The 25,948-nt window shown below is 66.4% G+C and carries 23 protein-coding genes and 1 pseudogene; 9 read left to right on the top strand and 15 right to left on the bottom strand.

The window, feature by feature from the left end; all coding sequences use genetic code 11:
- Positions 1-111: 111 nt before the first annotated feature.
- Positions 112-1,620, bottom strand: a complete 1,509-nt coding sequence (mftC, locus tag OG405_RS28820; RefSeq protein ID WP_327149540.1) for a mycofactocin radical SAM maturase — start codon at positions 1,618-1,620, stop codon at positions 112-114.
- Between the two features lie 17 nt (positions 1,621-1,637).
- Complete coding sequence (gene mftA / locus OG405_RS28815) at positions 1,638-1,736, bottom strand: mycofactocin precursor MftA (RefSeq protein WP_327152569.1); 99 nt, start codon at positions 1,734-1,736, stop codon at positions 1,638-1,640.
- 326 nt (positions 1,737-2,062) lie between these two features.
- Between mftA and mftR2 the strand changes: the two genes are divergently transcribed.
- Together mftR2 and OG405_RS28805 are read left to right on the top strand one after the other, a co-directional pair.
- Positions 2,063-2,713 (top strand): mycofactocin system transcriptional regulator MftR2, encoded by a 651-nt coding sequence (mftR2, locus tag OG405_RS28810; RefSeq protein ID WP_327149539.1) that lies wholly within the window; start codon positions 2,063-2,065, stop codon positions 2,711-2,713.
- Positions 2,714-2,778: 65 nt separating this feature from the next.
- Positions 2,779-3,834 (top strand): ferredoxin--NADP reductase, encoded by a 1,056-nt coding sequence (locus OG405_RS28805; RefSeq protein ID WP_327149538.1) that lies wholly within the window; start codon positions 2,779-2,781, stop codon positions 3,832-3,834.
- A gap of 340 nt (positions 3,835-4,174) precedes the next feature.
- Here the strand turns inward: OG405_RS28805 and OG405_RS28800 are convergent, their stop codons facing one another.
- Positions 4,175-5,440 (bottom strand): FAD-dependent oxidoreductase, encoded by a 1,266-nt coding sequence (locus OG405_RS28800; protein ID WP_327149537.1) that lies wholly within the window; start codon positions 5,438-5,440, stop codon positions 4,175-4,177.
- 6 nt (positions 5,441-5,446) lie between these two features.
- Positions 5,447-6,718: an MFS transporter gene (locus OG405_RS28795; protein ID WP_327149536.1), complete on the bottom strand. Its 1,272-nt coding sequence runs from the start codon at positions 6,716-6,718 to the stop codon at positions 5,447-5,449.
- 132 nt (positions 6,719-6,850) lie between these two features.
- On the opposite strand from OG405_RS28795, the gene OG405_RS28790 reads away from it, so the two are divergent.
- Positions 6,851-7,768, top strand: coding sequence for a LysR family transcriptional regulator (locus OG405_RS28790; RefSeq protein WP_327149535.1), 918 nt, complete (start codon positions 6,851-6,853; stop codon positions 7,766-7,768).
- Positions 7,769-7,853: 85 nt separating this feature from the next.
- Here the strand turns inward: OG405_RS28790 and OG405_RS28785 are convergent, their stop codons facing one another.
- Complete coding sequence (locus tag OG405_RS28785) at positions 7,854-8,612, bottom strand: glutamate racemase (protein WP_327149534.1); 759 nt, start codon at positions 8,610-8,612, stop codon at positions 7,854-7,856.
- A gap of 9 nt (positions 8,613-8,621) precedes the next feature.
- Complete coding sequence (locus tag OG405_RS28780) at positions 8,622-9,821, bottom strand: NAD(P)/FAD-dependent oxidoreductase (protein WP_327149533.1); 1,200 nt, start codon at positions 9,819-9,821, stop codon at positions 8,622-8,624.
- A gap of 287 nt (positions 9,822-10,108) precedes the next feature.
- Here OG405_RS28780 and OG405_RS28775 point away from each other — a divergent pair, with 287 nt between their 5' ends.
- Both OG405_RS28775 and OG405_RS28770 read left to right on the top strand, forming a co-directional pair.
- Positions 10,109-10,465, top strand: a complete 357-nt coding sequence (locus OG405_RS28775) for an SPW repeat protein (protein ID WP_327149532.1) — start codon at positions 10,109-10,111, stop codon at positions 10,463-10,465.
- 321 nt (positions 10,466-10,786) lie between these two features.
- On the top strand, positions 10,787-12,793 hold the full coding sequence (locus OG405_RS28770) for a hypothetical protein (RefSeq protein WP_327149531.1): 2,007 nt from the start codon (positions 10,787-10,789) through the stop codon (positions 12,791-12,793).
- A 34-nt stretch (positions 12,794-12,827) separates the two neighbouring features.
- Here OG405_RS28770 and OG405_RS28765 read toward each other — a convergent pair whose 3' ends face one another.
- Positions 12,828-13,892, bottom strand: a complete 1,065-nt coding sequence (locus OG405_RS28765) for a helix-turn-helix transcriptional regulator (protein ID WP_327149530.1) — start codon at positions 13,890-13,892, stop codon at positions 12,828-12,830.
- Positions 13,893-13,981: 89 nt separating this feature from the next.
- Here OG405_RS28765 and OG405_RS28760 point away from each other — a divergent pair, with 89 nt between their 5' ends.
- Entirely contained in the window at positions 13,982-15,226 is a 1,245-nt protein-coding gene (locus OG405_RS28760; protein ID WP_327149529.1) for an FAD-dependent oxidoreductase, read from the top strand.
- 196 nt (positions 15,227-15,422) lie between these two features.
- On the opposite strand, the gene OG405_RS28755 is transcribed toward OG405_RS28760, so the two are convergent.
- Complete coding sequence (locus OG405_RS28755) at positions 15,423-16,301, bottom strand: SDR family oxidoreductase (protein WP_327149528.1); 879 nt, start codon at positions 16,299-16,301, stop codon at positions 15,423-15,425.
- A gap of 49 nt (positions 16,302-16,350) precedes the next feature.
- Here OG405_RS28755 and OG405_RS28750 point away from each other — a divergent pair, with 49 nt between their 5' ends.
- Complete coding sequence (locus OG405_RS28750; RefSeq protein WP_327149527.1) at positions 16,351-17,013, top strand: TetR/AcrR family transcriptional regulator; 663 nt, start codon at positions 16,351-16,353, stop codon at positions 17,011-17,013.
- Positions 17,014-17,457: 444 nt separating this feature from the next.
- Here OG405_RS28750 and OG405_RS28745 read toward each other — a convergent pair whose 3' ends face one another.
- From OG405_RS28745 to OG405_RS28725, 5 genes and pseudogenes are all read right to left on the bottom strand, one after another.
- Positions 17,458-17,856: a PIN domain-containing protein gene (locus OG405_RS28745; RefSeq protein ID WP_327149526.1), complete on the bottom strand. Its 399-nt coding sequence runs from the start codon at positions 17,854-17,856 to the stop codon at positions 17,458-17,460.
- Positions 17,841-18,104, bottom strand: a complete 264-nt coding sequence (locus OG405_RS28740) for a type II toxin-antitoxin system Phd/YefM family antitoxin (RefSeq protein ID WP_327149525.1) — start codon at positions 18,102-18,104, stop codon at positions 17,841-17,843. The genes OG405_RS28745 and OG405_RS28740 overlap by 16 nt, the downstream gene beginning before the upstream one ends.
- 130 nt (positions 18,105-18,234) lie before the next feature.
- Positions 18,235-18,540, bottom strand: a pseudogene (locus OG405_RS28735) (elongation factor Tu); the annotation flags it as partial.
- A gap of 71 nt (positions 18,541-18,611) precedes the next feature.
- A complete protein-coding gene (locus OG405_RS28730; protein ID WP_327149524.1) occupies positions 18,612-19,463 on the bottom strand; it encodes an SUMF1/EgtB/PvdO family nonheme iron enzyme in 852 nt (283 codons plus the stop codon).
- A 123-nt stretch (positions 19,464-19,586) separates the two neighbouring features.
- Entirely contained in the window at positions 19,587-20,366 is a 780-nt protein-coding gene (locus OG405_RS28725; RefSeq protein WP_327149523.1) for an aminotransferase class IV family protein, read from the bottom strand.
- A gap of 728 nt (positions 20,367-21,094) precedes the next feature.
- Between OG405_RS28725 and OG405_RS28720 the strand changes: the two genes are divergently transcribed.
- Both OG405_RS28720 and OG405_RS28715 read left to right on the top strand, forming a co-directional pair.
- On the top strand, positions 21,095-22,396 hold the full coding sequence (locus tag OG405_RS28720) for a radical SAM protein (protein WP_327149522.1): 1,302 nt from the start codon (positions 21,095-21,097) through the stop codon (positions 22,394-22,396).
- Positions 22,393-23,781 carry a radical SAM protein gene (locus tag OG405_RS28715; RefSeq protein WP_327149521.1) on the top strand — a complete coding sequence of 463 codons (1,389 nt, stop codon included), beginning with the start codon at positions 22,393-22,395 and terminating at the stop codon, positions 23,779-23,781. The genes OG405_RS28720 and OG405_RS28715 overlap by 4 nt, the downstream gene beginning before the upstream one ends.
- On the opposite strand, the gene OG405_RS28710 is transcribed toward OG405_RS28715, so the two are convergent.
- Positions 23,756-24,622: a glycosyltransferase family 2 protein gene (locus tag OG405_RS28710; RefSeq protein WP_327149520.1), complete on the bottom strand. Its 867-nt coding sequence runs from the start codon at positions 24,620-24,622 to the stop codon at positions 23,756-23,758. The two genes, OG405_RS28715 and OG405_RS28710, sit on opposite strands and share 26 nt — an antisense overlap.
- A 105-nt stretch (positions 24,623-24,727) precedes the next feature.
- Positions 24,728-25,918, bottom strand: a complete 1,191-nt coding sequence (gene tuf, locus OG405_RS28705; protein ID WP_327149519.1) for an elongation factor Tu — start codon at positions 25,916-25,918, stop codon at positions 24,728-24,730.
- Positions 25,919-25,948: the final 30 nt, after the last annotated feature.

Raw genomic sequence — 25,948 nt, 5'->3', positions numbered from 1 at the left:
CGACCGGGTGCGCGGACATGAAAGAGGTCACCGGCGTCGTTGCGCTGGTATGGAAAACCGCCCGGAGCAACGGCCTGGCTATCGCTGCTCCGAGCGGTTTCCGGAAACTCCTCACACGAGCGGACTCTCGTCACACGCGCGCGCCGGCGGCCGCGACGGCGGCAGCAACGTCAGCGGAATCGGACCGCCGCCCGAACGCGACCGGCGAGGGGCGCTCTTGCGGGAATGGTCCACCGCCGGACGCGGGATCACCCGTCCGGTGGCGGCCAACGCCGCTTCCCCGTAGCCCTGGACGCATTCCGGATCGGGGCCGTCGGCGGGCAGTCCGGTGAAGAACTTCGCCGCCATACAGCCGCCACGGCAGGAGTCGTAATGGGCGCACGAGGCGCAGGCCCCACCACCGCTGGGCTCCCGCAGCTCCTCGAAGAGCGCCGATTCCCGCCACACCGTGGCGAAACCGCCGTCGGTGACCACGTTTCCGGCATGGAATTTCTCGTGGATCGCGAATGGGCAGGCGTAGACGTCACCCAATGGATCGACCAGGCACACGACCCGGCCCGCCCCGCACATGTTCAGTCCCGGCAGGGCCTGACCGTAGGCGGAGAGGTGGAAGAACGAATCCCCGGTGAGTACACCGTCGCCGTTGCGGACCAGCCACTCGTATAGCGTGCGCTGCTGTTCCGGAAGCGGATGCAATTCGTCCCATACGTCGGCGCCGCGGCCCGACGGCCGGAGCCGGGTGAGCCGCAGGGTTGCGCCGTACCGATCGGCGATCTCCTTGAATTGGTCGAGCTGATCGATATTGTGCCGGGTCGCCACCACGGATAATTTCGCATCGCGGAATCCGGCGTTCGCGAGATTCTCCAGCGCCCGTATCGCGGTGGCGTAGCTACCCGCTCCGCGGACCGCGTCGTTCACCTCGGCATCGGCACCGTCCAGCGAAATCTGCACATCTACGTAATCGCTGGCGGCGAGCCGCTGCGCGACCTCGGGAGTGATCCGTACGCCGTTGGTGGAGAATTTCACGCCGACCTGATGCGAGGTCGCGTAATCGACCAGTTCCCAGAAATCCGGGCGCACGGTGGGTTCACCACCACCGATGTTCACGTAGAACACCTGCATCCGCTGGAATTCGTCGATCAGCGCCTTGCATTGTTCGGTGCTGAGTTCTCCGGGATCGCGCCTCCCGGACGAGGACAGGCAGTGCACACACGAGAGATTGCACGCGTAGGTGAGTTCCCAGGTGAGGCAAATCGGAGCGGCCAGGCCCGATTCGAAACGGTCCACCAGGCGTACCGCCGGGTCGGCCGGGCCCACTCCGGTGAAGGGCGCGGGCTCGCCGGGCACCGCTTCCGCCGGCGCGTGCTGGATCATCTGCGAATCGGCCAGATCCGCCAGTGCCCGGACGTACGGATCGGCGGCCGAGTCCTCGATCCCGGCGGCCCGGATAGCCGCGCGGGCCGAGGTGTGCCCGGGCAGGGAACGCACGATCTCGACGATCCGCGGATTCTTCAGGAACGACAGTTTGCGGGTCCCGAAGTGGTAGAGCAGCGCCCCGAAGGGTTCGGGGCGCAGCGCCACTCTGGGATGCAACTGCCAGCGCGTTTCCAGGTCGAGCATAAGTTGGCTCCCGCCGATCAGTAGACGCCGCACATACCGTCGATGGACACCTCTTCGATCAGGGATTCCTCGATCACGGGCGCTTCTTCGGCGGCGTGGGTGTCGACGGTCCCGATCGGGCCGCGGTGATCGGTTTCGGTCTGTCCGAAGGAACGGTTGTCGGCCATGGCTGCCTCCACAGGTCGGTACCTGCGCCGGCTCGATGCCGTGGCGAACCGCCGCAGCGGCACCGCTGGGGATACCGCCGGTGAGCCCTGGCACAGTGCCGGCGCCGCGGTCGCACGCTGCGACCACCGTCACACCATAACGTCATCCACTGACAAAATGGAACAGTTTTACGGTGATGTCCGCGCTCGCGCCCTACCGCGACCTCTACACTTCGGGGGCAAAGCAGCTGAACAGAACGTGACGGGCGGATGCCGCCCGACGCGCAGAGGTGGCAATGGGAGTCGTGCGGATGCAGGCGAGTGGGGGCGGGGGCGGCAACGGCAGCACCCTCTCCGAGACCGAGATCGTGGAGGCGGCACTTCGTGTCGTGCGAGCCGACGGGGTGGAGAAGTTGTCCATGCGGCGGCTCTCACGCGAACTCGGCGTCTCTCCGATGGCGCCGTACTACTACGTCGCCGATAAACGGGAGCTGTTGGACCTGGTGGCGAGCGCCGCGCTGACCGGGGTGCGCAAACCGCCCCCCGAATCGGGCCCCTGGCAGGACCGGCTGGTCGATCTACTCGCCCAGATCGACGAACGGCTGCGCAGACATCCCGGACTGGGCGATGTACTCATCGAGCAGATGCTCGGCAAACAGCTCGACCTGATCGCCGGGATCATGGAGATCCTCTACGAGGCCGGCTTCGACGATCGCAACGTTCTCGCCGGTTACGCGACTATTCACACCTACCTGTTCGGCCGCCGGCGGGTGAATCCGCGCAACTTCGACACCCCGCCCGATGTGGTGATGCCGGAGCGAGTGGCCCGCGCAATGGAACACCTGCCCGATCTGCGTGGCCGGTATTCCTACGATTTCGGGGTGGGCGTACTGGTCGCCGGCCTGGAGGGTCAGCTCGTCCGTCAACAATCGGCCGGCATAGGCTAAAATAGAACACGTTCTAGTTTTGCCGAGGCGCGGATGCCACCGGCTACCAGTGTCGAGAGGACGAGATGACCACCGTCGAAGTGCCCCATGGCTCACGATCCGTCGTATTGCGGGTCGCCCAGGTCATCGCGGAAACCACCGACGCGAGCTCGCTGGTCTTCGAGGTCCCCGAGCAGGCGCGGGAGAAGTTCGCGTACCAGCCCGGCCAGTTCCTCACCCTGCGCATCCCCAGCGACCGCACCGGATCGGTGGCACGCTGCTATTCGCTGGCGAGCTCGCCCTTCACCGACGATCTGCCCAAGGTCACCGTGAAGCGGACCCGGGACGGTTACGGCTCCAACTGGCTCTGCGACAACATCAAACCGGGCGACCAGCTCGAGGTACTGCCGCCGTCGGGCATCTTCACCCCGAAAACTCTCGACGAGGACCTGCTGCTCTGCGCCGCGGGCAGCGGTATCACCCCGGTGATGTCCATCCTCAAATCCGCGCTGGAGCGGGGCAGCGCCAAGATCGTGCTCTTCTACGCCAACCGCGACGCCGAATCGGTGATCTTCGCGACCGAACTGCGCGAACTGGCCGAAAAGAACCCGCAACGGCTGGTGGTGGTGCACTGGCTGGAGGCCCTGCAGGGCCTGCCGACCGTGACCGCGCTGGCCGAACTGCTGCGGCCCTACACCGAATACGCGGCCTTCATGTGCGGCCCGAAGCCCTTCATGGACGGGGTGCACGACACACTCGCCCAACTGGGTGTGCCGCGCAACCGCACCCACGCCGAGATCTTCAATTCGCTGGCCGGCGACCCGTTCGCCGACGCGGCCCCGGTCGATATCTCCGACGAGGAGGCCGCCCGCGCGGCCACGGTGGAGGTCGAACTCGACGGCGAGACCCACAATCTGAGCTGGCCGCGTAAGCGGACGCTGGTCGACATCATGCTGGACAAGGGCCTCGATGTGCCCTACTCGTGCCAGGAAGGCGAGTGCGGCTCCTGCGCCTGCACCGTACTCGAGGGCAAGGTCGAGATGGAGAACGCCGAGATCCTCGACCCCGAGGACATCGAGAACGGTTACATCCTGGGCTGCCAGGCTCGCCCGGTCACCGACCACCTGCGCATCCAGTTCTGATCAGGGAGGGCGTGCCCCGCGAGATCCGGGTCACGCGCGAGGAAGCCGGGCCCAGCGCTGCGTGGCGCATCGGACCCCGCGTGCGGATGCGCGGCCGGATCTGACGGGCCGACCGTGGCCCATCGACTGAGCCCGGATGTCGGTTGGATCCCGAGTAGCTCTCGGGTCGCCCCCGGACAACCCAGGGATGCCGCCGCTTTTCGGTGCTGGAGGCCCCGGATGCCGGCCGCGCGGGCTCGAACGTAGCCGATCGCACCGACAAGATCGTTGCTGCGGCCGGCCGAATGGAGTCTCCGCGGGACACGTCCTCCGCTCGCCGGTCCGGATTGCCGGGCTCGGATCAGACGTGCACCGGTTCCGGGAGCCGGGCCCCCTGGCGCTGCAACTCCGCCCGCACCGTCGCGGTGGCCACCGTGCCGGTGCGAGCCTGCTGCGCGGCCGCCACTCCTGCCGCCTGACCGGTGGCGAACGCGGTCCCCATGACCCGCAGCGACGCCCCGGCCTGGCGATCACCGTCCAGGGTGCGCCCCGCCGCGTACAGATTGCCGGTGCCGACACTGCGCAGACAATCGAGCGGGATCGGATAGAAGCCGGGGTCGCCGATGAACTTCCAGGTAGACGGGATACCCGGGCCCGGGTGGTACTCCATCGGCCAGGCGCCGATCGCGATCGCGCGCTCGGTGGTATCCGGGCGGAGGATATCGGCCTCGCGCAGCCGATGCCGGGTAACGATATGGCGGGATTCGCGGGTACCGAGTTCGGGACCGGTGGTGACGATATAGGCGTGCTCGGCACCGGGGATGGTCCGCACCACCGGCAGATATGCCTGGGCCTGCCGTCGCGCACCGATCTCGGCGCGGGTGGTGTCGGCCGCGGACCGGGCGTCATAGCCTTCGTCGACCAGGTACATGATCACGTCGCCGGAGACCGGCATCCGGGCGACCAACCCGGATTCGGCGAGCAGACCGGCCACCCCAGCGGCCTTGGCGCGGCGCACGGCCTCCCCGACGGTGTGCACGGTGACCTCCGCCTCGGCCGCGATACCGCCGAAGCGCACGCCGAGGCTGCCGTTCTGCACCCACCCGTCGGTGCCGTAGCGGACTTCGGCCCCGGCGCGATGCGCGAGATCGGCGTCGCCGGTCGCGTCGACGAACGCTGCCGCGGTGAACCGGTGCACACCCTCATGGTCGGCGACCTCGACCGCGGTGATGCTGTCACCTTCGGTATGCGCCCCGACCAGCAGGCTGTGCAGGCGGATATCCACCCCGGCGTCCCGGCAGAGCTCGTCGAGGACGACCTTCACGTTCTCCGGGTCGAAGACCACGGTGACGGCGTTGAATCGGCGCGGCGCGCTGACCGCACCGCGCGTCTTCAGTGCCGACACCACCTCGTCGGCGATGCCGAAGACGACCTGTTCCTGCTCGTCGCGGGTGTAGAGGCCGCAGTAGGTGACGACATTGCGCAGTGTCGCCGCACCGCCCAGACAAGGACCGCGCTCGATCAACAAGGTGCGCGCTCCGGTACGGGCGGCACCCACCGCCGCCGCGATACCGGCCGATCCGCCGCCCGCGACGATAACGTCGTAGTGCGTACTGCTCGGGGTCATACGGGGTCAGCCCTTTCCATCGGTGGCGAGGATCAGCGAATTGCGGTCGCTGCGGACGGGGACGGCAGCGGACACGGATTCGCGGTTGTCGGCGTCGCGGATGAAGTACATGGGGACGATCGCCAGACAGGGGCCGGCGGCGAGGACGAGGAAAACCAGCTGGAACGAACCGCTGGCGCTGAAGACCAGCCCGACGACCGCCGGCACGATCGTGCTGCCGAGCTGCCAGAAGGCGTTCACACCGCCGGTGGCCGTCCCGGCCAGTTCCGCGCCCGAGAGCGTGGGGATCATCGCCATCATCACCGGGCTGTAGACGTAGGCCGTGATACCGAGGAACGGCGCGATCCAGAGGAACTGAGTTGCGGTGTGCGCGAAACTGAAGATGATCAGACAGGTCACGAACGCCACCAGGATCGCGATCGTCAGCCGCCGGCGGCTCAGCCCGAGGGCATCACCCAGCAGGCCGATCAATGGCTTGGAGAAGACCGCGACGGCGCCGAAGATGACCACGACGGTGCCCGCCTGGACCGGATCGATACCGACTCCCTTGACCATCAGCAGGTTCGACCAGGTGATGAATCCGTAGGTACCCCACAGCGCACCGAACCCGGCCAGCGCGAGCAGCAGCAGGCCGCGATTGCGCAGCAGCGGGCGCAGGTTCGGTTTGGCGCCGGAATCGGCGCGGACCACCAGCGGGCCGGGGCGCAGCAGGATCAGGCAGAGCACGCCGACGACGATCGAAACGAGCCCGAACAGGTGGTAGGAGGTCCGCCAGCTGTGCGATTCGATGAGTCTGGGGACCACGGCATTCGCGACGACCAGGCCCAGGGAGGTCGCGGTCATGAAGACACCCATCGCGAAACCGCGCCGCTGCGGGACGAACCAGCTGGTGATGAGTTTGACGCCGCCGCCGACCTCGGCACCCGCGCACAATCCGATACACGCCTGGAAGAGCAGCCCCATCGCATGACTGTCGGCTTCGCCGAACGCGAGCATGAAACCGCCGGAGAGCAGGATGCTCACCCCGACGGTGGCCCGGGCGCCGATCCAGTCGGCGATGAAACCGCCGATCGCGTTGGAGACGACGTACCCGATGTAATAGGTGGTGGCGAAGATTCCGAGGCCGGCGACGGCCACCCCGAGGTCGTCGCCGACCGAGCCGGCCGCCGGCCCCCAGGTGGCACGGTCGACCGAGGTCATCGTGAAGGCGGCCCAGCAGAGAGTCAGTACCACCCAGCGATATCTGGTGTCGGGAGGTGCGGGGGAGATCGCGGTCACCGGAGGTCCTTTCGAGCGAAGCGGGGGCACCGGCGCCGCGTTGGGCGGCAGCTGTGGTTCCCACCACAATGCAACCGCGTGAGCGGCTCGTGATCCAATGCCACTTGGATGGCCCGGGTATGTCCTGAAGTTATGGCATATCGATCGGTATGCGAAATGGGAGCAATGGTGGAGCTACGGCAGCTACGGTATTTCGTCGAGGTCTTCGATCGCGGCTCGCTGTCCGCGGCGGCCAAGGCCCTGCTGATCTCGCAACCGGCCCTGACGCGCCGGATCCAGCAGCTGGAACGCGAATGCGGGGTACCGCTTTTCGAACGGGTTCCGGCCGGTATCGTGCCGACCCCCGCCGGGACCGCCCTTTACCAGCATGTCCTCACTCTGCTCCGCTACGCCGACACCGCCAAGGATGCCGCCCGCGAGGCGGGACCGGTCCGGGAGATCGTGCAGATCGGGCTGGCTCCGGGCCTACCACCCACGTGGCTCGAGCAACTGATCGACACCGTGCGGGTGGCGGTCCCGCAGGCATACCTTTCGCTGACCGACGCGATCAGCACCGTCCAGCTCCAGCACCTGCGAGCCGGGCGCCTGGATATAGCTTTCGTGCATGAACCGCCGACAGGAGACCTCGTCCGGCACCGCGTGCTGGAAGAACCGTTCGGCCTCGTCGTCGGTCCCCGGCTGGAGTCCGAGTTCACCGGCACCACCTGCCCGCTGCGCGCCCTCGACGGGATGGATGTTCTCGCCCACGCCCGCGACCAGGTCCCGATCGGGCACGACCGGCTCGTCTCCGCGGCTCACGAAGCCGGTATCGCACCGCGGTGGCATTTCGCCAACTACACCGAGAACGCGCGAGCCTGCCTACGCGCTACCGGTGCGAGTGCGGCGATCCTGAGCCGGACCACCGCGGGGCGGCTGCTGCCCGGCTGGGAATGGCGGCGGCTGGTCGATCCGCCGATCACCATGCAGACCTGGATCGTGCGGCAACCTGTGGTCCGCAGCACCGTCGACCAGGTCGCCGAAACCATCATCGGCTCCTTCGGTATCGACTGATCCGCTTCCGGCGATCAGCACCGGGCCCGTACCGGCCAGGGGTCCCGGCACCTGTCGCGGATGAGCACCACGCCGGTCCGGGCTCCTACCCGGCCCCCAGGAGGCGTCCGGATTCGTACGCGGCAGCCCCGGGGGGCAGCTCCCCGGGGTGACCGCTCAGATACACCCGCACGGTCCCGTCACCGGTCGACGGGCCTCCCAGCGCCTCCATCCGCCGGACCGTCTGCGCGGCCACAGCCTGTGCGCTGTCGAAGAGCCGGACACCGTCGGGTAGCGCGGCGACGATGGTGTCCACGATCAGCGGGTAGTGGGTGCAGCCGAGCACCACACCCTCGACATCGGCAGGAGTACGGGCCGCCGCGTCCGCCACCGCCGCACGCACCCCGGCCATATCCCCGCGATCCACCGCTTCGGCGAGCCCGTGACAGGCCACTCCCGTCACCTTCGCCGCCCCGCCGAACCGGGCGATCAGATCGGCCTGGTACGGGCTGGCCGTGGTCGCCGCCGTCGCCCATACCGCCACCGACCGGCAGGCCGCGGCGGCCGGTTTGATCGCCGGAACGGTACCCACCACCGGCACCCCGGCACCCAGATCGGCGCGGACGTGGTCGAGGGCGGTCACGCTGGCGGTGTTACAGGGCAGCACCACCACCTCGGCACCCAGGTCGCGCGCGGTACGGGCGGCCGAGACCACCCGATCGACCACCCAGTCCTGTGGTTTCGGGCCCCACGGCGCCCCTGCCGGATCCAGCTGCAACAGCAGGTCCACATCGGGACGCAGCTTGCGCAGCCACGCCGCGGTGGGCAGTAGCCCGAAACCCGAATCGATGAGCGCGACGATCACCCCAACAGGTTATTGAGTCGCGCCGAGCAATTCCTCCACCGGGGCGGCAGCGGCGATCTTCGCGCGCATCTTCATCACCTGACCGGTCATCCCGGCACCGACCACCCCGGCCAGCCGCCCCTCACGGAAGTAGTAGGCAAGGAACTTACGACCGTCGTCGGCAAGGATCCGGATATCGTCTGTCGCCCGCGGGGTGCCCAGAGCTTGGAGTTTCAGGTCGTACTGGTCGCTCCAGAAGTACGGAACCTGCGGGATACTCGGCGCTTCCACTCCGAGGAGCGCGCAGGTCAGCAACTTGGCCTGCTCACCAGCATTGGTCCAGTGCTCGATCCGGCGATGTTCACCGGTGGGGGTCCGCCAGGCCGCGACATCACCGACCGCCCAGACCCCGGGCACGCTGGTCCGCCCCGCCTCGTCGGCGAATACGCCACCACCGGCCGCCGGCTCGGCCAGCTCGATACCGGATCCGGCCAGCCAGTCGGTCACCGGATAGGAGCCGATACCGGATACCACGAGATCGGCGGTCACCTCCGACCCGTCCGCCAGCCGGGCCCCACGCACTCGCCCGGCCGGATCGGCCAGCAGTTCGTCGACACCGACGCCGCAACGCAGATCGACACCTTCGGCCCGGTGCAGCCGGGCCACCAGTTCACCGAGTTCCGCGCCGAGCACCCCGGCCAGCGGCGCGGGCTGCGGCTCCACCAGCACCACGGGCACGTTCTGCGCCCGCAGGCTGGCGGCCAGTTCACAGCCGATGAACCCGGCGCCGATCACCAGGGCCGCGTTCGTCGCACCGACTCCCGCCCGGATCGCGACCGCGTCGTCGTGACTGCGCAGGACGTGGACCCCGCCGACCTCGTCTGCGCCGGGTAGCAGCCGGGGCCGCAATCCGGTAGCGATGACGAGATGCTCGTAGGCCACTGCGGAACCGTCGGCGAGCCGCACCTGTTTGGCGGCCGTGTCCACCCCGACCGCGGCAGTACCCAGCCGCAGGTCGATCTTCTTCTCGTCGTAGAACTCGTCCGGCCGCAGCGGAGTCGCGGTGGTTTCACCGCGAACGAACTGCTTGGACAGCGGGGGGCGATCGTAGGGCGCGTGCCGCTCCTCCCCGAGCAGCACCAGTTCGCCCTCGTACCCCGCGCGGCGCAACTCCTCGGCGGTGCGCAACCCGGCCAGGCCGGCACCGGTGATCACGATCGGCGCGGACATACCGAACTCCCTCCCGCGGCGCCCGGCGCCGCGCCTGGAACAGGTTACAGAAATCTGTGTAGCTCACCCTAACAAGCGCAGCGGGCGTAGCCCATCCGCGCTTCGCGCACGGCCGAAGCGAAGGCGGGGTCCACCCGACTCGCCCGGCTCCGTGGCGGAAGCGCGCCGTTTGCCCATCGATTCGCCGCGCAATCGTGTCCGTCGCGATACCGAGCGGTCACTGTAGGACGGCTATACCGAGGTCAGGCCCTGTCAACGGACCTGTTTTCAGTCTTAGGGAGGCCACCATGTTCACAGAAAGCCGGACTCAGGATTTCCTGGCCGTAGTGCTCGGCGTCTTCACCGCTCTGTCACCGATCTGGGTAGCGACCAACGACCGCGCGGTGTGGACGATGATCGTGCTCGGCGCGCTCATCGCACTGACCGGACTCGCTCAGATGTACCGGCCCGCGATGGCGGCAACCGACTACGCGATGGCGTTGTTCGGCGCACTGCTGTTCATCGCACCGTGGGCCATGGACTACACCAGCTACAGCGGGGCGTCGTGGACGTCCTGGGTGGTCGGGATCGTCACCGTCGTGATCGCCGTGGCGGCGCTGCCGGCGGTCGCCGGCCGGATGCACAGGGCGGCACCGCACCACTGACGCGGACCGTCCCGAAAACACCACCCGCCGGACGGGACGGGCGGTCGGGCTCATTTGCGCCATCGACACCACCGGGAAAATTTCGAGGGGCCCCGACAAAGCCCACCGGACAGGGCGGCCGGATGAACCGATCACCACCGATCCCCGCGTATCTCGCCGTCGGGGCACGTCAGAGCTCCGTATCCGGGTGCCCCGGATACGGATCCGCGCGCGCGGTCGCGGCGGGCGGGATGTAATCTCGATCACCGCGGGTGGTCCCCGCGGCATTCATGGGCTTTGCACACTAGAACGTAGTCCCCCCCGGCGGGTAAGAATGGGCTCATGGATGCCGAAAATGCCAGCCTCGGAGACGGACGTCGCGGCCGCCAGGAGGAGTACGGTCGCGCACAGCACAACTCCGAGTCGAGGGGCTTCGCCGGCTTCGGATCGAACGAATTCGATTCGGCGAATGGTTCGAACGGCTCCACGAACCGATCCGAACCCATCCCGGATCACGGTTACACGTGGACCCCCGCACCACCGTCCACTCCCCCGCAGAACCAGCACAGCACAGGCGGATCGGCGGCGTTGGACCCGTTCGCCGCCTGGAACACCTCCGGCGTGATCGGTGACGCCTCCGCTGTCGGGGTCATGACATCCGGTAGCCAGGAACCGGATTCCCGCTTCAGTAGTTCCCCGTCGGAACCGTCACGGTTCCCCGCCCCTCCCGACGACCGCAACGGTCCCGATACGGCCGCACTCGCCACCCGCCACAGCGCCGGGCCGGAAATCCGCCCGGGACAGGCCGACGAGCACTCCGCCGCGCTCGCCTCCTCGGCGCGTATCCCCGTTCCCGGCACACCGTATTCGCCCGAACCGCTGCCCACCACGGGGACGGCGGAGGGCGCGGCTTTCGCCTATCCGGTCGACCCGGAGGCCGCACCGGGGCCTGCCGACTCCTACGGGTCGTCTCCGGACGCCGGGTCGCTGCCGAGCTGGCTCAGCTCCATCGGGGAAGAGCCGGCTCCCCATCCTTTGGAATCCGGTGGGCGCCGCCGCAAGGTCGATCTGACCGAATCCGCGGAATCCGCCGAGACGTTCAATCCGTTCGAGGATCAGCACACTACCGAGCCGGCGGAGAGCGCCGCGGTGAGCGTCTCCGACCCTTATGAGCTGCCCGCGATTCCGAGTGACCAACGGGAATCCGAAACCGTCGACGATGATCTCGCCGTCCGGCCGGAGCTCCCGTCGCGTGGACTGCCCAGCCGTAGCCCGCGGACCCACACCGCATCTGCGCCGGGAACCGACGAGGAGCCCGCTGCCGCTTCGATCACCGCCCGGCGCCTGCCGCGTTCGGCGGCCCGGCACGCCCCTGCTCCGAGTGCGGACGCGCCCGTGTCCGCGAACGCGCACGAGGCCCGCACCGACACCGGAAGCGAGCCGGAAACAGCACATACCGCCACGGGTGCCGAGAGCCTCGACAACGAGCTTCCGGCGCCGCGCCGGCTGCCGCGCGGCGCACTCCGGTACAACCCCGACGACGACCGTTCCGGTTCTCGCGGCGAGCAGCCCGCCGCGCTGCGAATCGCGGCCCCGGCACCGGATACCGCGCCCGCCGACGATGCGGGGGCCCACACCGTCGCTCCCCCGCGGCTGGCTCCACCGGGTGACAGCACCCCGATCCTCGACCGACTGCTGGACCCCGAACCCGCGCACCGTATCGATACCGTCGACGAATCCGGTGCGGGCCCGGTGGCCGAGATACTGAACCGGATCCTGGAATCCGATCCCGGCCCTTCCCGGCACTCGGATTCCGACGAACCCGAGGAAGCGGAAGCCGCGGTCGAGAGCTCCGTACTCTCACCGCTGACCCTGGTACCCGACGATACGAGCGAGAGCTTCTCCGATACGCGCACCGACGACGCCGATGCGCGCCCACCCCTCGAAACGCGGCGTTCGCGGCGGGCCCGCGAGGCCGCCGAGGCCACGGGGCCCACCCTGCCGGACCTGTCAGAGCCGGAACTCCCGGCTCCGGACCCGGACCCGGACCCGGACCCGCTGCCGGAGCTGCGCCCGGCGCCGGTGGACGACACCGCCTCCCGGCACAGCCGCAGCGAGGAAGGCGCCGATATAGACATCCACCTCATCATGCGTTTGCTCACCGCAAGCGATGATCTCGAAGTCCTGGCAGGACAGGCGGAGACAGGCGAGGTATCGGCCGCCGAGGTGGCCCGCGCCGCACGCGAGGCTCGCGCAGCGGTCCTCTCGGCGGTCACCGCCTGGTATGGCGGGCCGGCCCAGATGGTCAAGTTCGCCAACGCACTGTTGCAGGCGGCCCGCGAATCCTGATCCACGGCTGCGAGTCCCGTTCGCGCGATCGCAGTCAGCTGGAGGCCGGCGTGGTCGCCGACCGTTCGTCCACGTGATCGGCCGGTGCCCCCGCCGGTTCGATCTCACCGTCGGCCACAGCCTGCCACCGGTGCACGAGCCTGCGGCAGGCGTCCGCCAGTTCCCGCGGCTCCACTTCCGTGATATCGGTATCGAAGGTGGCGAGTAGTCCCGCGACACCGGCCCAAGACCACGCGCCGATGGTGAGGCGGCAGTGATCGGGATCGAGGTGCTCGACAACCGATCCGCCCGGCGCCCAGCGCGCGACCGTCGCGGCCGCGAGGTTCAGCCGCGCACTCCCGGTGCACTCCCAGGTAGCCGGCGTATCGCCGCGGTCGTGGGTGGTCATGACGAAGCGGGCGATATCGCCGCCGGGTAGTTGTCTCGGCGTGAACTGGATGCCGGTGGGCGGATGTAGGTAGAGACGGTCGAGGCGATGGACGCGCCAGGCGTCCTCGGTGTGGTGGTAGCCGACCAGGTACCACCGGCCCGCCCAGACCACCAGGTGATGCGGTTCGAAGCGACGGGCCGGAGTGAACCCCGCTGTGCCGGGGGCCGGTCGGGTGCCGTCGACGTCGAGCGTCTCGATGACGAGGATTTGATGGCGGTGTACCGCACTGCCCGCGATCTGCAATGCGGCCACATCGATGGGCGGCGCCGGAAACTCCCAGTAGTTCTGAAGCCTGGTGAGCCGCAGCGTTTCCACCGCCGCCCGCAATCTGGCCGGCATGACCTGTTCGAGGGTGTCCAGGGCCCGCGCGGTGTCCTCGCCGAGGCCGAACACGGTGTTCGGAGCGGTCTGTAGAGCCACCGCGACCGCCAGTGCCTGCTCGTCGTCGAACAACAGCGGCGGCAGCGTATGCCCAGCACCGAGGCGATAGCCGCCGGCCGGGCCGTGCAGCGTCACGACCGGATAGTCGAGCATGCGCAACGTTTCGATATCCCGCCGGACGGTTCGCTCGCTGACCTCGAGCCGGGCGGCGAGCTCACCGAGCGACCACCGCCGACGAGTGGCGAGCAGCGACAGCAGGCGCAGGGCGCGCCGAGATGTATCGGCCACGGGTCGACAGTAGTGGACATTCGACGGCCACTACCGATGGCATCCTCGCGTCCGGAAACATTCGATATCAGCCCTGGGAGCCAGAACATATGCGCATCATCATCGTCGGGGGCGGAATCGGTGGCCTGGCGCTGGCCGCCGGTCTGCGCCGACACCAGTTCGAGGTATCGGTGTTCGATCGCGATCACGACATCGCGGAAACCGCCGGGTACCACATCACGCTCGACGGCCGGGCCCAGGCGGCACTGCGGGAGCTGGTCGCACCAGAGATCTTCGAACGGCTGCTGGGCTCGGCGTCTGCGCTGCGACTGCGGCCCGCGGACGCACTCTGGGACCGGCACGGCCGCCTGCTGGGTTACGGACCGAACCTCAGTGACAGCCCGAGCGTGGATATCGACCGCATCACCCTGCGGACAATTCTGGCGGACGCGGCCGCTGCCGACCTCCGATTGGGGCGAGCCGTCACCGATATCGGCCGGACCGCGGACGGTAAACCGACGGCTGCCTTCGCCGACGGATCCGTGCAGGAGTGCGATCTGCTGGTAGGAGCCGACGGCACCCATTCAGTGGTCGCCCGCCACCTCGCCGGCGGTCCCACCAACGAACCCGCCGGTATCGTCGGTTTCTCCGGCCGGACCGCGGCCGAAGACCTCGGGGTATCCGAGCGGCAGCGGCTCGGGCCACGCTCGGGGATGGCGATCGGTCCGCGGGGCGCGGCGCTCTATATCGGATACCTCGATCCGGTGGGCAACGCGGTACTGGACGCACCCGCGCGACGGGAGGCGATCACCACGGGCCCCACCTACATCTGGGGCGCTATGTTCCCCGAGTCCGCCGCGATCGAGTCGATGCGCGGTACCCGCGGCGCGGCGCTGCGCTCCGCGTTGCTCACCGGGTTCCGCCGCCGCGGATGGAGCGAACGCTCATTGGAAGTCCTCACCCGGGCCGACCCCGACAGCATCGCCGCCTTCCGGTTCAACGCCGCCTCGACCCGGTCGCAGGACCTCGCCCCCTGGCCCGCCGGCCCCGTCACCGCCCTAGGCGACGCTGTCCACGCGACGCCGCCCACCGCTGGCATGGGAGCCGGCGCCGCTATCCGCGATGCCGCGAGCCTGGTCACCCACTTGCTCGAGGTCGCGGCCGGTACGACGGCCCTGACCGTGGCTGTCAGCGGTTTCGAGGCGGATATGCGCGTACGCGGTAGCGAAATCTTGACCCAAGCCATGAAAACCGTCCGCTGGATACGCGCCACGGATACCCCGCTCGGCGCGGCCTTGACCGCGACAACGACCCCGTTACTCGCTGCGACCAACCGCCTGCGACGCAGAAGCTGATACGCCCCCGGCCCGCGCCCCCGCACCGGCCGAGCGGGTGAGTCCAGCTCGGCTGGGTCGGGGCCATGGGCGCGGGAAGCCGAGTGGCAGACTGCAGGCAGGGTCACGTCAGTCGTACGGAAGTAGAACCGCGGACCACAAGTGTTGAGGAACAGCCGCGGTGCCGCGACTGTTCCCTCGCTCCGTCGGCCGCCTTCTACGCCTTCCGACCTCGCGCGCGGACGCGCAGGGACCAGTAGATCATGCGGGCCATCGCGAGCGGCCCGTAGCGCACACCCTCTGCGTAAGGCTGATCTCCGCGCAGGATGGTGTCGGCGCCGCCATCGACGAAGATGATCTGTCCCGCCATGAACGAGTTGGCCGGGGCGAGCGTCCAGGCGACGGCCTCGGCGACGGCTTCGACCGGGCCGGGAAAACCGAGCGGCTGTGGCAGTGCCTCGGCGAGGATCTTGGCCTGCGCCGAGTCGGCGAGCATTGTCCCGCGCACGGTCTCGGTGTCGACGATGCCGGGAGCGATAACGTTGAGCGGGATGCCACTGCCCGCCCACTCCGCGCCCCCCGCATGGCGCCGCACCCATCGATTCAGGGCGATCTTCGTCGACCGGTAGATCACCCCACCCCGACCGCGCGCGATCGCCCGTTCCGCGGCCGCGATCGCCGAATTCTCGTCGTCGCGTAGCGCGGCCGCCACGATATCGGCGTCGCCCGAGGACAGCGACGACGCCGAGGAGATCAGCGTCGCACGCGGCGCATCGGACTTGAGCAGCAGCGGGCGCAGGCCGGTCAGCGCAGCCATGGTTCCGAAATAGTTGACCCTTACCGTGGCCGAAGCGGGCGCACCGATACCGGCGACGAGTGCGAGCCCGTCGATGCCGTTGGGTGCCAGCCGAGCAACCTCCCGCACGAGCGCCTCCCGCCCCTCGGGGTCCCCGAGATCCGCTCGGACGTCGACGTCGTCGGCCAGGCCGCAACGGATCACCCGGGCACCACGGCGTTGCAGAAGTTGGGCGGTCAGAGCGCCTATTCCACTGTCGGCCCCGGTGACGACGTACGTGCGCCTGTCGTGAACATCCATGACACTCCTGATGCGGTGAGACAAGATGCATTACTGCAATAATGCATAAATGCATCATACTGGTAGTTCGTCACCTGCCGGCGGTTTGCGCGAACGAAAGAAGCAGGCCACGCGAGAAGCGCTCATCTCAGCGGCGACCCAGCTCTTCCTTCGCCGCGGCCTCGCCCAGACGACGATCGCGGATATCGCGGCCGCCGCCGATGTGGCACCGCGCACCTTCTTCTTGCACTTCGCATCCAAGGAGGACGTACTTTTCCACTACTTGGAACGCTATGGTGACACCGCTGTCGATGCGATCGCGCAGCTCCGACCCGGTGCAACACCACAGGACGGGGTGCACAGTGCGGTGCTGTCGATGATCGAGCTGTACGACGCCCCGGAGGGTGGGGCCGACACACTCGCGCCGCTGCGAGTGCAGTTGATGCGAGACAGTGAAGGCTTCCCCGCTTCTCTCGCCGCTCGCCTCTCAGCTCTGCAGAAACGACTTCTCGACGCGCTGTACAGCCGGTTCCCCGAAGTGGCGGGATCCGAACTCGTCGCCACTCATCTGGGCGCGGCCTGCGGCGCGGTCGGCGCAACCGCGATGCACAGGATCACCGCGACCCCCGATCTGACTTCCCTCGACCTGAAGGAAGCGATGCTGCTCGCCCTGAAAAGAGCGAGTGCCGGCTTCACCGACCTCGCCGAGACTCCGGGTGAAACGCCGCCGTGACGCCCGGGCAAGTGCGATCAGATGAGTGGGCAGCGCAACCTCTACGTCGACGGATCAACCGAGCCATGCCTCCAGAGCCCCGCAAACTCTCCAGGCGCCGGTTTCCTCGACGAGGTCGTACTCCATGGTCCGACTGTGGCTCTGCGTGCCGATTGCCACGTCCATCTCGACGGTGATGGTCCCCCGGTCACTTCCTTCGGGCACATCGACACGTGGTTCTGCTCCCGTCCGGCGCGGATCCGATAGCCATCGGGCTGCGTTCTCTCCCCGAGCGTCCGCGGTGGTTGGAGCCCGCGGTCCACAATGCAAACGGCGCCGCCCTCGAAGGAGCGGCGCGGTACCCAGCGATTCAGCGAACACTTGACGAAACTGCGGACGGTAGTTGTCGAAGAACGGGGTGTGGCACTCACGAATGGCCGAACTCGGCCCACGCCCGTCCCAGCATCATGGCGTTATCGCTGTGATGCCATCGAGATCACCGAACTTCGCCTTCGTATCGAGGGAAACGACGGCACGACCGGTTTCCGCAGCATGCGCGGCGATGATCAGATCGTGCGCGCCGCGGGGTCTACCCGATCGGCGTACCTGTGCCAGGAGCTGGGCGTGGCGAGTGGCTGTGGCATCGGTGTACTCGAGGATATCGAGGTCGGTCAGCAGCAACGCGAGTCGACGGGAGCGTTGAGCCGCGCGCTCAGCGGTGTCGGCCAGTTCGATCCCGACCCGGAACTCCGCGACAGTCACTGCGGCTATCGCGAGATCGTCGGCGTCGTAAACTGTACGGTCGATCGTTCCGCGCTCGTAGGCGATCAGAACACCCGTATCGAGAATCAAGCGCCTGCCCACGGGTCCTCCATGTCGTCGGACACCATGGCGAGCCCCGCCGCGATATCGGACGCGTAGTCGTCGTCGAACGGTGGTACGTCGGATTCCTCCAACGCGAGCCGCAACGAACGGCCCGTACTCGTCGCGGGCGGCGTCACGGTCGCGACGGTTCTCCCATGTCGGACGATACGAATCGTCTCACCGTGTTCAGCACGGCTGAGCACGGCTGAGAAGTTGCGTGACGCCTCGGCCGCGGACATTGTCACCATGAATTCAGATTATCTGAATTACGCGGGTCGCGCTACTTCTGGGCCTGGCTCGAACCGAGCAGTATGCCGCGCGAGATGCAAAACGGCGCCGCCCCCGAGGGAGCGGCGCCGTTCTCGGTGATTCAGCGAATCAGGCGATGATCTTCGTGACGCGACCGGCACCGACGGTGCGGCCACCCTCACGAATCGCGAAACGCAGACCCTCGTCCATGGCGACCGGCTGGATCAGCTTGACCAGCATCTCGGTGTTGTCGCCGGGCATAACCATTTCGGTGCCCTCGGGCAGGGTCACAACGCCCGTCACGTCAGTCGTACGGAAGTAGAACTGCGGACGGTAGTTGTTGAAGAACGGGGTGTGGCGGCCACCCTCATCCTTCGACAGGATGTAGGCCTGACCCTCGAACTCGGTGTGCGGGGTGGTGCCCGGCTTGACCACGCTCGGTCTGCCACATCGGGCCACCGGCGGCGGCGACCACCACGGCGTGGCCGCCCATCTTGTGCAAGCGATCAATTCGATAGATCGGTCGCGATACACCGGAAACCAGTGTCATCGTCGAGCATATTCCGCGCTGCATCATTAAATGCAGCCGGTTCGCCTCTGTCGAAAGGGCTTGTGAAGGCCGAGCCTTTGAGCTGATAGCGGCCGACCGTGGTCTCTGTTGCGATCCACTCCCAGGTGTTACCCACAAGGTCGTAGACCCCGAAGGGGCTGACTCCACTGGCGTACGTGTCCACGGAGGTCGTTGTGCCGGGTCCGGAACCACGGACATTACATTTGGCCGGAGTCGGCTGGTTTCCCCAGGGCCACGTGTTGCCGCGGGTACCCCGGGCGACCTTCTCCCACTGCTGACTGGTCGGCAAAGACTTATGGGCCCACGCAGCGTAATTCGCAGCGTCGTCCCACGTAACCCAGACCACAGGATGGTCGGCAACCTCACGTTCCGGGTGCAGTCCACCCCAATGTCTCGGCGGGAGATGCGCGCTTGCCGCGATGAAGCGTGCATAGTCGGCATTGGTTGTCGGAAAAATATCCATCCAGAAGCCACCCACCCACGCCGGCTGGTCTTGTGCTCCCGCAAGGAAAGTTCCCTCCGGTACCCAGGTCATCAACTTGCCATCTATGGGATGACGCCGACGAGAACAGCTCTGGGTGACATCGGGATCCCGTGCCGCACTGAGTACAGATGGGGATATCGCCTCGATAAAACGAACAAGTTCGTCGTCTCTGAGTCGGGACAGGATTGTGTCGAGGGCCGCCTGGTTGACCGGGCGGGGCTTGATGGTCGCACCGCCGGCCTCCCAACGGGAGACCACCCGGGGATTGACCCCGATGTGTGCGGCGAACTCGACCAGACTCATCCTGCGTGCACCACGCAACGCACGTGCTTCTGCTCCCGTCCAGCTTCGAACAACAATGGCCATCGGGTATACGCCCCCTTCCCCGAGCGACTTGATCAGCACCCCAACGTCATATTAAGCTCATCAGACCCGTTGCGCTGGAACGGATTCGTATTCCGCCCGGAGCCGGTCGATCATTACGCGATCTATCGGAACTTCAATGTCATCGATTCGACCGATTGCGCGCACTCCCACCGCGGCATTGGTCGCGACAGCGCCATCGACGTATGGCAGCTCGGCCAACGTGATCGGCTTGACGATGACTTCCTCGTCCAAGGTCTGGCTGAGCAAGCGCATCGTGACGCCGGGCAGAACCTCCGCCTCCGGCCAGATGAGGTGCCCGTCTGCGATAACCCCGATATTCGAGGTCGCAATCTCGCTGATAGCTCCGTCAGCGGTGGTGAACAGGACATCGTCGGCGCCATCACGCTGCGCCAGACGACGTTGATGAAGAGCTCCGAACAGTCCGACATGTTTGGTCCTGGGTAGGTCCCGACTGTAGACCGCTGACCGCAGGGTGAGCGGAGACTCTGGGACAGGCGGCGCCTCGCGCACAGTAACCAGAACCGCAGGTTCTGCATCTGCTCCCGGTTTGCTGAGTGTGATCCCCGGATCGAAGATGGTAACCCGTAAGACAACTGCGGAATCAACATCTTCAAGGGCCTGCCGGATGAACACGCGCACGCGGTCGACATCGAGTTCAGCATCGAACACCGTCTGACAGTCTCGGACGAGCCGATCCATGTGCTGGGTGAAGCCACGCACAGCGCGATGCTCTACACGCATGGAAGTGAAGTGCCCATAGCCCACCAAACCCAGTGCAGCAATAGCGGACTGACTGATCGGCGCCCCATTGAGTTCCATGTGCTCAGTGTGTCACCCATAAGCGCGAACGCGATCGGGACCGGCAGCCAAGGCCAGCGAAACGTCAGTGCATTGCGACCAAGCGCCAGTTCCGCGCAGACGGTTGCCCCCTGATGCTGGGTTCATCAGCACGGATGCGACTGAACCTATACGAGTCCAGCCAGGCTGACCGAACATCACATTCAGCGCAGATCAGGGGGTACTGGTGGCACTGTCCTTCGGGCACGAGGGCTTTTCGATGGCATTGCGCTGCGATCGGCCGATTCGGGTAACGAGCTTCGAAGAAGCTCGAACGCTCCTACGGATTCACCATTACTGCTCGACGGAAATTTGCCAGGCCAGATGTTCTGCCCAGTCATTCCTCGATTACGTGACAGGCAGTACCTGATCCGAGATAAATAGCCAAGACGGAGTTGGCAGTGAGAAACCTCTATGGTCGGTCCATCGACTCTGTAGCACCGAACCGGACTCGCCCGCGATTGCCCAAGCGCATTCCAGGAGCGACATTCGAGCAACGGGGCGAGATGCACACGGAAGCACCCGCTACAGAAGCTGACCCGACGGTAATCACCGGACTTCTGAATGCCCTGCATAAGTGGGCGATGCAGGAACCAGAATGAAATTCGCCGCACCAATGGGCAGCACTTATTCCATTGCCATCTGGGGAATTTCCGCGCTGGAACCGGAGCCGAACTGAACCACCGGACAAATCCAATAAAGGAACCTAAATGAACATTAACGACTACTACGGCGCGCGGCTCGAACCGACTGGCCGGGTGCTGCGACTGGTCATCGATGCTGTCAACGAATGCAACCTGCGGTGCAGATACTGCCATCCCGGCGAGGTCTGGCGTACTCAGCAGCTCGATGCCGCTGTGGTGCAGCAGGCGATGACTGCGGCGGATGACGCCGGCACGCTGGAGGTGGTGCTGACCGGTGGGGAAATGACGATGCATCACCAACTGCCCGCGGTCCTCGACAGCACACACCTGCTGCGGCGGTGCGCGTCCACGCTGATCACAAACGCCACATTGCTCACCCCGGAGATCCAGCGTCAGCTGGCCGAATCGAATCTGACCCGGATCTGCACCAGCGTCGACGGCATCACCAACGATCTACACGGGTCGGCACGCGGGAAGAATCTGCCACGCGTACTGGACGGGCTGCACAGGCTCGCCGGAACAGGGAAACCGACTACCGTCATCACCGTCGTGCACCGCGGCAACTGGGAGCGGGCCATCGAGCTCAGCGGCTACCTCGCCGATCGCCGACTCGCCGTGCAGCACCACCTGTGCGCCCCCAGTTATTCCGGTCAGGCTCGCGAGAACTACCCGGAGCTGGCGTTGCGCAAGCACGAATTCCACAGTGTGCAGACCCTGGTCGACGAACACCAGGCAGACCTCGCTGACCGTGGTGTGTATCTGACATTCAATTCGTTCTGGCCGGCTACCGGGTTGGCGCCGATACGTACCGGCCGCACGATCACCCTCCAGCAGCTGTCCGAACAGATCAAAGACACCCTCTGCAATATCCGCCCGAACGGTGAGTTCCGTTTGCAGGCAACAACGTGGGGCCGGGAAATGGTCGGCAACGCCGCCCTCGGCTCGGTCCACGACCAACCACCAAGCCGTCTGCTCAGGAATGCCGAATCGGTACTCGCCGACGGATCTGCCAAACAACTGCCCCGGGATGTCGAGGCACGACACAAGTTCCAGATCGGCACCCACTTCGAAACCGAAGAACGCCAGGCGACCGACGTGCTCATCGGCCACGCCGACGGCAACGAGTCCGATGTCGAACTGGTGCCGATCCGCAGCGTCGACAAGCACTGGGCCTTGGACAATCCCCTCGACATTTCCCAGCTGGCCGCCGAACTGAAAACCGAACCCCAGGACCGGCGAGTCCTGCTCCATCCCACCGGGGTCATGCTGATCTTCCACCGGCGCCACTCTCTGGTCACAGTTCTTCGGCCGGCCGAATGGAACGCTGTGTGCCGGGAGCTCGCGACACAGGAGCGGCAGCCAGCATGAGTACACCAGTGGGCACACGCACCGGCATCCTGTGGGACGACATCGAACTGACTCGTCTCGTCTCGGCCGCGACTGCGGGCACGAGCGGCAGCCTCCAGGCAACCATCCTGTCGCATCTGGCGACACCTTCCACAGCGGCCGTCCGGCTCGCGGCCGACTTGGAGGTAGATCTGGGGATGGTGCGAGCGGCCTACCGCCACTGCCGCACCAGCATCGCGGTGCACGATCTGGTCAACAGCAACTATTACCCACATCGGCTACGGTGGGCCGCTGCTGCATCGACCATTACTGAGTGGCAGCGAAACCCTGACCGCCCGGCTCTCATAGCGGCCCACGAGCCAGCGATGTCGGAAACCGTAGAAATCCATCCCACCCGCGGTACCTGCAACTATTCCTGCGCAATGTGCCTGTGGTCGGACCAGAAGGAGCTCACCTACACCACCCAGTTCCTCGACGCCGGTGGCCTGCTCAGCGCACACGAATGGATCCGGGTCCTCGGTGATCTCCGCGACGGCGGCGTACGGCGCGTAGTGATATCCGGCGGCGGTGAAGCCCTGATCAACCCCGAACTCCCCGACATCCTCACCGCGGCTGCCGATCTCGGGTTCGACATTCACGTCTACACCACCGGGTTCAGTATCCGATCCGGAACACCGCTGTTCGCGGCCCTTCTGCGCTGCCATCGGATCCGGTTCAGCATCCACTCGCCGGATCCCATTACCTACGACCGCATTGCCGGTACCCGCCCCCAACAGCGGGCCCTGCATCGCGTCGTGGAAAATTTGGCGGCCCTGCGCACAGCGCGCAGCGATGGTCTGCGACTCGGCATGGGCTGTGTCATTCAGCCGTTCAATATCGAGCAGATCACCGAGATGGCCGCCTTCGCAGCCAACGCCGAGGCAGACTGGCTCGATCTCCGGAAAGACGAGGTCGAAGTCACCAACAGCCTTGACGGTATGCAGACAGCACGGCTGCGCGAACAACTCCGTGCCTTACGCGCTGCCCCGCCCGCCGGAACCCGAATCGATCTCGGCGACGAACTGGTCGCCATCGCCAACGGCTCCACACCCCAGCGAGCCCGAACCCGTGAATGCATGGCCCGCTACCTGCGACCCACGATCAGCCCCTACGGTTTATTAGCACCCTGCGATCTCAAAGCCGAGCCACGCTTCGCCCAGGGCGGATACGACCTCGGCAATATCAAACGCTCCCGAATCCTCGACGTAGTCACCACCTCTGCGCAACGGCCGATCGCCGACGACTGCGACCAATGCATGCCCAGCTCCCGCACAGGTAATGCCGTGGTACACAAACTGCTCGACGATCTCGCTGCGGGCTTAACCCTGGACGAACAGCCGTTCAGTTACGCGCCAGCCGGCCCGTGATCGCCGTGCGGGCGGCGGCAAGAACACCACGCACGACCAGCCCCACGGCGACCAGCGGCACGAACAGCATCCACGGTGTGCCCCGGTGGTAGTCGCAGTAGAACCGCAGTGCGCTGTGGTGGTGGGTACGCACCTTGCGCAGCGGCGCCGAACGCATGCTTCCACCCTCACGGTGACGGATCTCCACGTTTGGATCCAACACCACCCGCCACCCGTTGCGATGCAGATCGAGCGCCATCTTCGTTTCCTCGAAGTAGAGGAAATACCGCTCGTCGAATCCATCCACAGCATCGAATGCTTCACGGCGGAACAGCATGCAGCATCCCGAAATCCAGTCCACGTCACTGACTTCGGTGACCTGCCGACCAAAGTACCGCCGTGTGGCCGGGTTACCCGGCCACACCCCACCCAAGATCGCGTGTGCGATACCGACCAGCAGTGACGGAAACGCGCGACCGGAGGGATACAGCGTCCCGTCCAGCCGGGCGATACGTGGTCCGATCATCCCGATCCGCTCGTCGGAGCGGGCAGTTTCCACGAGAGTCGATATCGACCCGGGGGCCAGTTTTGTATCCGGATTGGCCACCAACAGCCAATCCGCGTCGGTCTGCGCTGCCGCCTGATTGATCGCCGCAGCCAAACCCACGTTGCGGTGATTACGGGTGACGCGACCGCCGAATTCCTCTACCAGCACGGGACCGTTGTCAGTGGACGTGTTGTCGACGCAGACGATATCCAGTTCCAGCGGCTGCACCGCGTTCTCGATCGACTGCAAGAAAGTTGGTAGATCCTCCGCACTTTGGTACGTGATCAGCAGGACACCGACGGTCTTGTCACGCATGCGGGGACCCTATCAGCGTTGAACGAAGTCCTCATCTTCGCTCACGAGGAAACGAAAACGGCGCCGCCCCCGAAGGAGCGGCGCCGTTCTCGGTGATTCAGCGAGTCAGGCGATGATCTTCGTGACGCGACCGGCACCGACGGTGCGGCCACCCTCACGAATCGCGAAACGCAGACCCTCGTCCATGGCGACCGGCTGGATCAGCTTGACCAGCATCTCGGTGTTGTCGCCGGGCATAACCATTTCGGTGCCCTCGGGCAGGGTCACAACGCCCGTCACGTCAGTCGTACGGAAGTAGAACTGCGGACGGTAGTTGTTGAAGAACGGGGTGTGGCGGCCACCCTCATCCTTCGACAGGATGTAGGCCTGACCCTCGAACTCCGTGTGCGGGGTGGTGGTGCCCGGCTTGACCACGACCTGGCCGCGCTCCACATCCTCGCGCTTGATACCACGGATCAGCAGACCCGCGTTATCGCCCGCCTGCGCGGTGTCCAGCATCTTCCGGAACATCTCGATACCGGTGATGGTGGTCTTGGTCTTCTCCGGGCGGATGCCGACGATCTCGACCTCAGCGTTGAGGTTGATCACGCCACGCTCGACACGGCCGGTGACGACGGTGCCACGACCGGTGATGGTGAAGACGTCCTCGATCGGCATCAGGAACGGCAGCTCGGTCTCACGGACCGGGTCCGGGATCGACTCGTCGACCGCGTTCATCAGCTCGACGATGGACTCGCTCCACTTGGCATCGCCTTCGAGAGCCTTCAGGCCGGAGACGCGCACGACGGGGGCATCCTCGTCGAACTCCTGCGAAGCCAGCAGCTCACGGACCTCCATCTCGACGAGCTCGAGGATTTCCTCGTCGTCGACCATGTCCGACTTGTTCAGCGCGACCAGGATGTAGGGCACGCCGACCTGACGGGCGAGCAGCACGTGCTCACGGGTCTGCGGCATCGGGCCGTCGGTGGCCGCGACCACCAGGATGGCGCCGTCCATCTGCGCCGCACCGGTGATCATGTTCTTGATGTAGTCGGCGTGACCGGGGGCGTCTACGTGAGCGTAGTGGCGCTTCTCGGTCTGGTACTCGACGTGGGAGATGTTGATCGTGATACCACGAGCCTTCTCCTCCGGCGCCTTATCGATCTGATCGAAGGCAAAGCTCTCGTTCAGATCCGGAAACTTCTCCGCCAGCACCTTGGTGATCGCTGCGGTAAGCGTGGTCTTGCCGTGGTCGACGTGACCGATGGTGCCGATGTTGACGTGCGGCTTTGTCCGCTCGAACTTCGCCTTCGCCACTGTGTGGTCCTCCTGGACTTGTTGGTGCTT

It is taken from the genome of Nocardia sp. NBC_01329, from assembly GCF_035956715.1.
Taxonomy (GTDB): domain Bacteria; phylum Actinomycetota; class Actinomycetes; order Mycobacteriales; family Mycobacteriaceae; genus Nocardia.
This window is presented reverse-complemented; position numbering and strand designations above follow the sequence as displayed.